The following is an 11,119-nucleotide window of genomic DNA, read 5'->3' as shown; positions in this document are numbered from 1 at the left end:
CAATTTATCGGTACTGTTTTTTTAACGCTGACCCAATGCCCATTTCGCGCCCGCATAATCCTGCGACTGCACCGCGCCCATCTGCTTTACAATATTGGCAGGGCTTGTAAACTCCTGGTTTATTAAATGCTGGTTTTGAAGTCGTAATTGGGTTATACTAAAAACATTCATAGCTGGTAGTGATGCGCTAATATAGCAAGGTTAGCATAATATATTAACTGGGCAGAATTATCATGTCAACTCGCTGATCGTGTTTCAGCAAAACCACTCACCATTCACCGCTCACCACTTAACTAACATTCCCCCAACTTTTCCACAATGGCATTAATACAAAGGCAATGGATTAAATTAGCAGATTATTAAAAGGACAAACTTGGCCAAAACTACCGAAACCAAAGAAACGCCCCTAATGCAGCAGTACAATGCCATCAAGGTGAAATATCCTGGTGCGCTGCTGCTCTTCCGCGTGGGCGATTTTTACGAAACTTTTGGCGAAGATGCCATTAAAGCCGCCGGCATTTTGGGCATTACGCTCACCCGCCGGGGTAATGGCGCTGCTACTTTCATCGAATTAGCGGGCTTCCCGCACCATTCGCTGGACACTTATTTGCCCAAACTGGTACGTGCCGGGCAGCGCGTGGCCATCTGCGACCAGCTGGAAGACCCTAAAACCACCAAAACTATTGTAAAACGTGGCGTTACCGAATTGGTTACGCCGGGTGTAGCAATAAGTGATAACATTCTGCAACAAAAGAGCAATAATTATCTCGCGTCCTTACATTTCGAAAAGAACAGTATTGGCATTGCCCTGATAGATATTTCTACCGGTGAGTTTTTAACCGCGCAGGGCAACGTGGGTTATATAGATAAACTGCTGCAAAGCTACGCGCCAAGCGAGGTTATATTTCCCAAAAGCAGGCAACACGATTTTAAAGACAATTACGGCGACCGCTTTTACACCTACACCCTGGATGATTGGCCTTACAGCGGCGATTACGCCCAGGAAACCCTACTCAAGCATTTCGGCGTAAAGACGCTCAAAGGGTTTGGGATTGATAAGCTGAACTTAGGCATCGTAGCGGCCGGTGTGGCACTGCATTATTTAAATGAGACCGAGCACCGCAACTTACAGCACATCAGCGCTATAGGCCGAATTGAAGAAGACCGATACCTGTGGCTGGATAGGTTCAGCATCCGCAATCTGGAATTGGTTGGCTCGGCCAATGAGAACGCCTTAACGCTGGTTGATGTGCTCGACCATACCTGTTCGCCCATGGGCGCCCGTTTGTTGCGCCGCTGGATTGTGATGCCGTTGAAAGAAATTAAACCCATAAACGACCGCCTTGGCGTTGTGGAACATTTTATTGCGCAGGAAGAACTGCGTGAAACCCTGCAGCAATACATCCGCCAGATAAGCGACCTGGAAAGGCTTATTTCCAAAATTGGGCTTCAGCGCGCCAACCCGCGCGAGGTTTGCCAGTTGAAGAAAGCATTACTGGCCATTGCGGAAATAAAAAAGATAACAGAGGCTACCGATAGCGAACCATTACGGGCCATTGGCGAACAGCTAAACCCATGCCCTACTATCTGCGAAAAAATAGCCCGCGAACTGCACCCCGAGCCGCCGGTAATGCTGGTAAAAGGTTCGGTAATGAACGAGGGTATCAACGAAGAACTCGACAGGTTGCGTAAGATCGCCTTTGGCGGAAAGGGCTACCTGCTGGAAATTCAAAAGCGCGAAGCGGAAGCTACAGGCATACCATCGCTAAAAGTATCATTCAATAACGTTTTTGGTTATTACCTGGAGGTTACCCATAGCCACCGCGAAAAGGTACCCACAGAATGGATTCGCAAGCAAACACTGGTGAATGCCGAGCGCTACATCACCCCCGAATTAAAGGAATATGAAGAGCAGATATTAGGTGCCGAAGAAAAAATACTGGCGCTGGAAACCCGGATGTATAACGACCTGCTTTATTCGCTCTCGGAATATATCAAACCTATTCAGCTGAACGCGCAGCTGATAGCAAGGTTGGACGTGCTGCTAAACTTCGCTACCATATCGATCAAGAACTATTACGTAAAGCCAAACGTAAACGATAGCCGCGTGCTGGATATTAAAGGCGGCCGCCACCCGGTGATAGAAAAGAACCTGCCACTTGGCGAAGAGTACATCACCAACGATGTGTTCCTCGATTCGGATTCGCAGCAGATCATCATCATTACAGGGCCAAACATGGCGGGTAAATCAGCCTTGCTGAGGCAAACCGGCCTGATTGTTCTGATGGCACAGATGGGCTGTTTTGTACCGGCTAAAGCGGCTTCCATTGGTTTGGTTGACAAGATATTCACCCGCGTGGGTGCGTCGGATAACCTATCGTCCGGCGAATCTACCTTTATGGTGGAGATGAACGAAACGGCAAGTATCCTCAATAACTTATCAGACAGAAGCCTGATTCTTTTGGATGAAATAGGCCGTGGAACTTCCACTTATGATGGGATCTCCATCGCCTGGTCGATAGCCGAATATTTGCATAACCAGACAACGGCAAAGGCGAAAACCCTTTTTGCCACGCACTATCACGAACTGAACGAACTAAGCAACAGCTTTAACCGCATCAAGAATTTCAATGTATCGGTAAAGGAGGTCGGGCAGCAGATCATCTTCCTGCGCAAGTTGGTGCCAGGTGGCAGCGAGCATAGCTTTGGGATCCACGTGGCCAAACTGGCGGGGATGCCGCAAAAGGTGCTCAACCGCGCGCACGAGATCTTGAAGAAACTGGAAAACGAACGTACCGGCGGCGAACACATTAAAGAAAGCATCCGCAAGGTGCAAAAGCAAGCTGTGCAGATGCAGATGTTCTCGATAGACGATCCGGTGCTGGTGAAGATTCGCGATACATTAAATAACCTGGATGTAAATACGCTTACCCCGGTAGAGGCTTTGATGAAGTTAGACGAAATACAGCGGGTGATAAAAGGATAAGCTTCTTGATGTGCAGGTATGCAGATTTCAGATGTGCAGATTGCCATAACCAAGCGTCATTGTTTAGCCATACCCACAAATAGTGTGGTGAGTCATAGTGAGATTGTCGAACCATAGCGGGTAGGCCGGCCGCACATCCTTGGACAAACATAGGATGACCCTACCCTCCATGTTGAATACGAGGATCCATTGTTGAAATGTTTATAACATCCGCTGTAACGTTTTTCCGTTTAGCGATATCTTTAGTGCATGTTCTTAAAACGCCATACCAATTTTGCCTTTGTTTTTGCTGCCGCGATACTTTTAAGCGCCTGCCATTCCCATAAACTAACGGTTCGAAATAGCAACAACGGCGGCGTAAATATGCCGGTGAGGGTAAACCGTGGCCCGTATGTAATAGTGAAGCCGGAGAAGGAAATAGCCGATAAGTACGCCACGATAATGGGCCTTAAACGCAACGATATCCAAAACGGCAGGCTTTACAGTTTTATAGACGAATGGATGGGAACCCCTTATCGCTTTGGTGGCATGGATAAGGATGGTATTGATTGCTCTGGCCTGGTATTTCTACTGCAACTGCAGGTTTACGACCAGCCGGTACCGCGCACCTGTGCAATGCAGGTAAACAACATCAAGCGTAAATACGAAGAAGAATTAAAAGAAGGCGACTTGGTTTTCTTCGATTTTGATGGCAAGCAATTTAGCCACGTGGGCGTTTACCTGCAAAACGGTTACTTTGTACATGCCAGCACCCGGCGCGGTGTGGTAATTGTAAAACTGCACGATAACGGCATCTATCAATATTTTTCCCGCGCGGGCTCGGTTATCGATCCAGCTTTAACAACACCGGGGAATTAGCGCCGGCTTGTAATTAAGCGATAGAGCCGCAGCGTTATAATACGTTACTCAACTATTTCAATAGGTTTGGGAACCAGCTTTTTGCGCGATGTGAATAACCTGCTTAAAAATGGCTGGCTGTCATTTTTGGGATAATATCTCCGCTTTAACCTGCCCATCACGATGCCGAAAATGGCAAATACGTACACCACAGTCTGCGGGTATACCGAGAAATAAGAGATCACCCACATTCCCGCAAAAACAACCGGCACCGCAACGTAATTAAGCCGCTGTACACGCCACTCCAATATATTCTCTACTTTGGCGTTTTTAATGCAAAGCGTATTTTTTTTGATGATCAGGTAATGGATAAGTACCGTTTGCGCCACGGTTATCATCAGTATGATACCAAAGTAGATATTGAAGCCCCAGGAGTACATCATCATTTTGCGGTTTAGCGCTATCAGCGACGCGGCGAAAGGAAAGAGCGATACAAAGAACAGAAAGGCAAGGTTAAGTATGATCAAACCCTTATCATAATCCTTTAAAATACTGAACATGCGAAGGTGCCGAACCCAAAAAACGTCAATAAGGAAGAAGCTTAAAATGTACGCCAAAAACCTGGGCAGCAAATCGATGATGGCCCCTTTCACCTGCCCTTCGTTAGCATGCCGTATGCTTTCGGGGAGTTTCATCTCCAAAACCATAATGGTGATGATGATGGCAAACACCGCATCGCTGAACAGCACTACTCGCTCCAGCTGAAACTCTTTCTTTATTTCTTCTTCTTCGGTTATATTCATAGCTAAATATAATTTGTATATTTTTGTGGTGTTATGGAAAAACCAAAACAGGATTATTCTTTCTGGACTAAATATAAGCGTTTTGCGGGTACCGAGATCATGCTCTACATCATCATGATCGTTGGCATCATCCTCGGCATCATCATCTTTAGCTGATCAATTCTTCACCAGCGACACATTATAATTATCGGCGTCGGCTATTTTTTGGTAAAAGTTCACAAATTCGCTGTATAGCTCTTTGCTGTACGTGCCTTGTTTTAGTTGTATATACCTTTTAAACACCAGTTTATCGCCTTCAATAACCATATTTGCCGTGAATTTTCCAAATGGCGTTTCCAGGGTTATATCCATCGGGCTAAATTCAAGTTTATAGCCAGCTGGCAACTTATAAGTTATCTCGTCATCATCGGTATACCCCTGATTTATATACAACGGCGTTAAGCGATTGCGTACATCGCGGGGGGCACGGCCGGTACGGTTTAGTGGATTCAGCGAAAAGTAAAGCTTGCCATTATCGGTAGTGGCAAAATCGCGGGCATTCAGTTTAATATCCTCGGTGATGGAAGGCAACACCTGTTTATCCTGCTTAAAATTGTAATTTTCCACATCGAGGTTATTAATAGCGGGGTACAGCTTCGGAAACAGTTTACGTTGCTCGGATACCGGCTCATCCAATATATCCTCGCGGTTATCATATTGAATACCTTTAAAAACGGTATTAATACTACCGGTAAGCAGGCCATTATTATCAATAGTAAAGCCTGCTTTACGTGCCTGCAGGTTAACTTGGGCGCCGTAAGCAGGGGTATGCATTAACTTGCCTCCCTGCGGGGTACAGGCAAGCAGAGTACGGTCGTCAGTAAAATCGCTTAAATAACCAAATGGTATCTTCTGGTCGGTGCATTCTAAAAAAGTAGTGTCGTTTTTAAAAGGAAGGCACAGTATAACATGATTTGCCTGGCCCATGGTTGCAAAGTCGGTAGCAAAACTAATTTTATAATCGTGGTTGCCATTAACAATACAATACCACGAATTTACCCCTACCGCATCTAATAAGGCTTTAGTGTAGTTTACCAGGGCCTTGCAGTCGCCGTAGCCTGTGCGGTCTACCTCCGATGCCATGAACGGCTGATAGCCCCCTATGCCAACCTGCACACTTATATAATGCGTTTTTTCCTGCATGTATTCGTATATTTTTTTAGCTTTAAGCTTTGGGTCAGTTATTCCTTTGGTTAGTTCTGCTAAATAAGCTATGGTAGCTGCTGGAATATCGCCGCGCTTAAATAATAATTTTTCGTTTATCCATTTACCCATCCCTTCCCAGTTATTAAACGAGCCATTAATATTTCCATACATAAATGTTTCGGGGGCAACAATTACCCGGGGTAAAAAATACCGGGGGCTCGGGCTGTATGGTTCGCTTTTTAATGCTTTTTTATTAAGTGCCTGCCAGGTGTACACTTTAAGCCCTTCGGTATTGTTTCCAATGGCTACCGGGCTATCCAGATTTAGCTGCTTATACCGGATAAGAAAATCAGGTTTGCAAATAAACTGGTAAGAGCTTTTTTCGATGGCCATATTTGTAGAACTGATGGGCGTCCAATCTCGAATGGTAAGAGAAAATTTGCAACGCAATTCGTATTCATACTCCACGGTATAGGGGTATCCGCCGGTTGCCGACCTGTAAAATTTAAACCGGTCATCTGCAAACAAGGTAGAATTATCTATCGCAGCATTGTCCGAAAAATCCTTCTCACCAAATTTGGTTAAGGGCTTGCCGAATTCATTATATATCATCCCTTTTATATACTTTATCGAAGTATTTTTATCATAGGAGACTTCTATAGAACCCTCATCATCACCATTCTTATTTAGTACTGTAACAACCCTCTTAAGGTGGTAAATAACATTATCCAGGTCTTTAACCTCGTAGCTGATTTCCTCGTTTCTCACCACTGCACTGGCATAAGGCATCAGTTCTTTTGGTAGAAGGCTTACATCATAATTGGGCTGTGCTTTGGCCAGGGTTACAAGCATCAGCATAAAAACCGTTGTACAAATTAGTTTCATTTACTTCTTTTTAAACACAATTTCTGCCTTCTCTGTTGCTATGACCTTATTGTAAAATTCTTTTAGGTAAGGGTATTCTTCGGCCTCGTATACGCTTTTTGTAAACTGCAACACGTTGGAGAAAGTGAATGTGTTGCCTACTGCCTCAAAGTTGGTAATAAATTTACCGCCTTTGTTAGGCAGGCTCATCGCCACGCCCTGGGGCGTGCCGTCCACTACGTAATCTGCAGGCAGGTGTACGGTTAGCATAAAGCGATCATCTGATGGCATACCCTTATCTACCGGGTAATTACGTTCGTTCAATTTAAAAGGGTTATTAGTTATCCTGTCAAAAAAGAAGGGGTTAAACGCCAGCTTATTGTGGTTTAAATTATCAAATGCGTCTATTTCCACTTCCATCTTCTCAACCAGCGGCTGGTCAAGGCTATCCAGGTTGGTAATATCCAAAGAAAGTATTTTGGTTTTAACAAGCCTTTCATCCAGGTCTTCTATATACTCATCCTGTGTGTTGAATTTTTTTATAGCGGTTCGTTTCTCATAACCCTCGTACCCGTTATAATAAGTTACGATGGTGCCTTTTAGCTTCCCATTGTTTTGCAACGTAAGATTGTAAGAGCTGGTTTGCGATTTACGCTGTTTTGATAATGATAGCATATCGATCCAAAAGCTTGGCTTATCTAAGCTCATAACCCGGCCCTGATCGTTCAAACATTTTAATGGCAGCATGTCAAACCCAAGCAATGGGTCGGTGGCATCAAGCATATAAGTTTCATTACCAATATTTGCCCGGGCAACCACGTAGTTAAAATCATCTTCTACCGGGTAAAGTTTATTGATAAAGCCATTGGAGCGGGTACTCAGCAGTACTGCCTCGGTTCTTATCCCTGCGGCGTTTAGCGCAGCTACCAGCGCCAGGTTAATATCGCCAACGGTTCCACTGTGGCTATCAAGTGCCTTGCGTACATTCTCGCTGCCCGTAGAGGTTATTTTATTCCACTTAATGTTTTTTTGGATATAAGCATATACGGCCTTTGCTTTCTCAAGGTCATCGGTTTTACCGGCAATTACCGGTGCTATGTAGGGTTTTAGCTGATCTTTCTTTTTTATTTGAGAACCAAAATAATCCGATCGCTTAAGGTTTAGGTCAATATCTGTCCATGCCTTGGAAACCTTTATTTTTTGCCCTGTGTTGGGGTTGGTGTAATCAGATAGTTCAAAGTAAACCGCCGACATGAAGTTTTTTGGCGACGTCATGTAATCCTCTTCCACAAAAGCTGGTATATTATCCATCTGGAAAACCATAAAAGAGCAATCGGCCTTAGCGCCGTACCAGGTAAAGCATTCCTTTTCAAATTCGGCGGTATTTTTGGTGAGTTTTAAAGGGCCGCGCAACGACACGTTAAAATTCCAGAAAGCAGGGATGTGAACATCATATTTGGAGTTCACTTTTGGGATATCATCCTGCAGTTTCCACGAAGGAAACGACCCCAAAGCCGCAGATTTTGTGGTGTATTTATACTCAATGATACAGCCAGGGCGCAGGTTTGGCAAAGTAAATTTAACGGTTTTCCAGTACTTGTTTTCTTTTGTGGTAAAAATTGATTTTGAGTCCAGCTCTACCGTTTGATGTGTACCATTGTCGTCCACATAGGTAGTGTAACCCTTTATATCGCTGGCTTCCTCTTCCGAGTTCGAGAGTATTCGCAATAGGATCTCTACTTTAGCTTTATCAAACCCTTTGGTGGTTAATAATTTTATTTTAATGTGATAATCCAGCGACAGCCTGATATTGCCTTCGCTGTCATCGCTTATGCGGGCCTTACCATACTCGTTTAACACAACGGCGCGGGCGGCTGTATCTATATTATACTTTTTCATGCCCAACTCCTCGGGAGAATTTTCGCCGTAAGTAAAATCCTGGCTATGTGCCAGCGAACTTAAGAGGATGAAACAGAAAACTACAGGTAAAAATTTATTCATATCAGGTTTAAATTGATTTAGGTGCTATGAAAATAGCAAAATTACCTTACAATTTATTCATAAAAATAAAAGCCGATAATTTTAAGGTTTTTGCCACCTTTGCATTCCTGATAAACAACCAATGAAATTAAACTTAAAACGGCCTCTCGCCTTTTTCGACCTTGAAACTACCGGTATAAATATTGGTGCCGACCGTATTGTAGAAATATCTGTTATAAAACTTAACCCTGATGGCAGCGAGGAAGTTATGACCTGGCGCATACAGCCCGGCATCCCTATCCCTCTGGAGTCATCTATGGTACATGGTATTTACGATGAGCATGTAAAAGATGAGAAGCGTTTTCATGAATTAGGTGAGCATATCGCCGCTTTTATTGGCGACAGCGACCTTGCCGGGTACAATAGTAATAAGTTTGATATCCCCATGCTGATGGAAGAATTCTTGCGCGCAGGCGTAGTCTTCGACCTGGAAAATCGCTATTTTGTAGATGTGCAGAACATTTTTCACCAGATGGAACAGCGTACGCTAAGAGCCGCTTACAAATTTTATTGCGAAAAAGAGATTATTAACGCGCACTCTGCCGAGGCGGACACCCGCGCTACTATGGAAGTTTTACTTGCCCAGGTAGAGCGTTATGTTGATACCGAATACGAAGATAAAAAAGGTAACCGCAGCAAGCCCGTAGTGGGCGATGTGGAGGCCCTGCATAAATTCACCAACCTGAGCCGCCCGGTTGACTTTGCCGGCCGAATGGTTTATAATGAAGAGGGTGAAGAAACGATAAACTTTGGAAAGCATAAAGGTAAACGTGTAGAAGATGTATTGAATGTAGAGCCAAGCTATTACTCGTGGATGATGCAGGGCGATTTCCCGCTTTACACTAAACGCAAACTGGAAGAGATACACAAACGCTGGAGCGCCAAAAAAACAGCCGAAAGGCAGGCAGCCAGACCCGCGCAAACTGCATCTGCACCTGCTACAGAGCCCAAGGCGGCATTCACCAACAATGCACCCAAAACAAGCCCTCAATTAAACAAACCATATAACAGCCAGCCTTTTAAAAAGAAGGAAGAACCCGCCAAACCTGTTGATGACGATATGCTGAAACAATTGGCAAGCAAGTTTGGAAAAGGGCTTTAAGGGGCAATAAACGAAAAGATAAAAGTATAAATAGGGAGGCCCGTTAAACAATAGCGGGCTTTCTTGTATCCTGAATTCTTGACTCTTCCTTTTCTATTGATGTTACGGCCAATACGGTGGTTTTTCTATTGTTCCACCTTGCAGACGGCAATCTACACATGCTTTTGGCGCATAAATATATCCGAGGCGTTCTAATGTGAGTGGATTGTCATAGGGGCCGGTAAATATAAATTCCTTGGTAGACATTACCACTCTTAGCCTTTCATCAAAATCACGCAATGGCTGCTGATCTAATACCACCTTTCTACAGGCTTCCTCATTCGGGCCGGTACGATACGATACAAAGAAAGGCAGCGTACGCCCCTCTATAAATATTCGTTTAGTTGTAATGGTTGATACGCTTATATAGCCAATAACCGGCTCCTTAGGGCTATTTACCGAATGCAGGTTACTAAACGATGATGACGGCAAAGCATCAAATATCGACCCTAACTTTTCTGTATTCTGCTGCAATTCGTTCCAATAATCATAAGCTTCTTTTGTTAAAGCGTATTGCCTTACATGGAAACTATAAACATGGTCTAACCGGCCTGTAGTGGCAATAGCATAGCCAACAGGCGTCCTGGAGATTACATCGGCGCTTAACTTGGTGGTAGAACCAAGGAAAATATTGTTTGAGGGTGTGGAATAATGATAACACTCGTTTATTACACTATCTCTAAGCCTTGGTATTAACTTATTATTCTGCTCATCATAATCATACAGCGAATTGTAGCGCGCTTGATAGGTCCAGGTTTCATCATAGTCCCAACGGTAGTAGCGAGTTTTGGCTGCATCGTCATGAGCAAACATATAAAGGTGTACACCATTGTTATCAGGTTGCCAGGTAACGCTATCTATAGGCGGGGTGATCTTGTTTTCTACAAAGTCGGATGTGTACTCGGCGTTGCCTGCGGTTAAAATATGCAGGCGGTATTTCCTATCAGCAGGCAGGTTTAATCCTACCACACGATAGCGGCCGGCAGCCACTTCTGTTAAAGTGTATTTATCGTTTTTATCACTTTCCACGACCACCGCCGCCCCTTTTTCATACTTACGGTTCACGCTGTCCAACTTTATAGAGCGGCTTAGGGTAATCAGCGTAGTATCGGCGCCACTGTTAATAACACCTTCCACCACCAGCAAGCCGGTACTGTTATCATTTAAAACAGGCAAAAACGCTTTTCTACAGGCAACCATAGTTATCAGTAAAACACAAAACGCAAAAAGCTTTTTTTTCATAAAGGCAATATAATTGGTATC

9 protein-coding genes are annotated in these 11,119 nt (G+C 44.2%); 4 read left to right on the top strand and 5 right to left on the bottom strand.

Translation table 11 applies throughout. From position 1 onward, the window contains the following. Positions 1 to 21: 21 nt before the first annotated feature. Positions 22 to 171, bottom strand: a complete 150-nt coding sequence (locus EPL05_RS23940; RefSeq protein WP_166727665.1) for a hypothetical protein — start codon at positions 169 to 171, stop codon at positions 22 to 24. Positions 172 to 409: 238 nt separating this feature from the next. On the opposite strand from EPL05_RS23940, the gene mutS reads away from it, so the two are divergent. After that, complete coding sequence (gene mutS, locus EPL05_RS08000; RefSeq protein WP_394342722.1) at positions 410 to 2,986, top strand: DNA mismatch repair protein MutS; 2,577 nt, start codon at positions 410 to 412, stop codon at positions 2,984 to 2,986. Between the two features lie 249 nt (positions 2,987 to 3,235). Continuing rightward, the gene (locus EPL05_RS07995) at positions 3,236 to 3,844 is read left to right on the top strand and encodes a C40 family peptidase (protein WP_128533422.1); all 609 of its coding nucleotides are present in this window, start codon (positions 3,236 to 3,238) and stop codon (positions 3,842 to 3,844) included. Positions 3,845 to 3,888: 44 nt separating this feature from the next. Here EPL05_RS07995 and EPL05_RS07990 read toward each other — a convergent pair whose 3' ends face one another. Next, entirely contained in the window at positions 3,889 to 4,626 is a 738-nt protein-coding gene (locus EPL05_RS07990) for a TMEM175 family protein (protein ID WP_128533421.1), read from the bottom strand. A 33-nt stretch (positions 4,627 to 4,659) separates the two neighbouring features. On the opposite strand from EPL05_RS07990, the gene EPL05_RS24455 reads away from it, so the two are divergent. After that, positions 4,660 to 4,782, top strand: coding sequence for a hypothetical protein (locus EPL05_RS24455; RefSeq protein WP_262708159.1), 123 nt, complete (start codon positions 4,660 to 4,662; stop codon positions 4,780 to 4,782). Here the strand turns inward: EPL05_RS24455 and EPL05_RS07985 are convergent, their stop codons facing one another. Both EPL05_RS07985 and EPL05_RS07980 read right to left on the bottom strand, forming a co-directional pair. Next, positions 4,783 to 6,696: a DUF3857 domain-containing protein gene (locus EPL05_RS07985; RefSeq protein WP_128533420.1), complete on the bottom strand. Its 1,914-nt coding sequence runs from the start codon at positions 6,694 to 6,696 to the stop codon at positions 4,783 to 4,785. Continuing rightward, the gene (locus tag EPL05_RS07980) at positions 6,697 to 8,676 is read right to left on the bottom strand and encodes a transglutaminase domain-containing protein (RefSeq protein ID WP_128533419.1); all 1,980 of its coding nucleotides are present in this window, start codon (positions 8,674 to 8,676) and stop codon (positions 6,697 to 6,699) included. It abuts the gene before it with no gap. 121 nt (positions 8,677 to 8,797) lie between these two features. Between EPL05_RS07980 and EPL05_RS07975 the strand changes: the two genes are divergently transcribed. Beyond that, positions 8,798 to 9,817 (top strand): exonuclease domain-containing protein, encoded by a 1,020-nt coding sequence (locus tag EPL05_RS07975; RefSeq protein ID WP_128533418.1) that lies wholly within the window; start codon positions 8,798 to 8,800, stop codon positions 9,815 to 9,817. A gap of 102 nt (positions 9,818 to 9,919) precedes the next feature. On the opposite strand, the gene EPL05_RS07970 is transcribed toward EPL05_RS07975, so the two are convergent. Continuing rightward, positions 9,920 to 11,098, bottom strand: a complete 1,179-nt coding sequence (locus tag EPL05_RS07970) for a DUF4249 domain-containing protein (RefSeq protein ID WP_128533417.1) — start codon at positions 11,096 to 11,098, stop codon at positions 9,920 to 9,922. Positions 11,099 to 11,119 lie beyond the last annotated feature (21 nt).

The sequence above is a fragment of the Mucilaginibacter gilvus genome (assembly GCF_004054195.1).
Lineage (GTDB): Bacteria > Bacteroidota > Bacteroidia > Sphingobacteriales > Sphingobacteriaceae > Mucilaginibacter > Mucilaginibacter gilvus.
This window is presented reverse-complemented; position numbering and strand designations above follow the sequence as displayed.

What these genes read in the sequence shown, in the direction of transcription:
- EPL05_RS07990 (WP_128533421.1), bottom strand. Translation starts at nt 4,626, where the DNA reads ATGAATATAACCGAAGAAGAAGAAATAAAGAAAGAGTTTCAGCTGGAG.
- EPL05_RS07970 (WP_128533417.1), bottom strand. Translation starts at nt 11,098, where the DNA reads ATGAAAAAAAAGCTTTTTGCGTTTTGTGTTTTACTGATAACTATGGTT.
- EPL05_RS07985 (WP_128533420.1), bottom strand. Translation starts at nt 6,696, where the DNA reads ATGAAACTAATTTGTACAACGGTTTTTATGCTGATGCTTGTAACCCTG.
- EPL05_RS24455 (WP_262708159.1), top strand. Translation starts at nt 4,660, where the DNA reads ATGGAAAAACCAAAACAGGATTATTCTTTCTGGACTAAATATAAGCGT.
- mutS (WP_394342722.1), top strand. Translation starts at nt 410, where the DNA reads ATGCAGCAGTACAATGCCATCAAGGTGAAATATCCTGGTGCGCTGCTG.
- EPL05_RS07975 (WP_128533418.1), top strand. Translation starts at nt 8,798, where the DNA reads ATGAAATTAAACTTAAAACGGCCTCTCGCCTTTTTCGACCTTGAAACT.
- EPL05_RS23940 (WP_166727665.1), bottom strand. Translation starts at nt 171, where the DNA reads ATGAATGTTTTTAGTATAACCCAATTACGACTTCAAAACCAGCATTTA.
- EPL05_RS07980 (WP_128533419.1), bottom strand. Translation starts at nt 8,676, where the DNA reads ATGAATAAATTTTTACCTGTAGTTTTCTGTTTCATCCTCTTAAGTTCG.
- EPL05_RS07995 (WP_128533422.1), top strand. Translation starts at nt 3,236, where the DNA reads ATGTTCTTAAAACGCCATACCAATTTTGCCTTTGTTTTTGCTGCCGCG.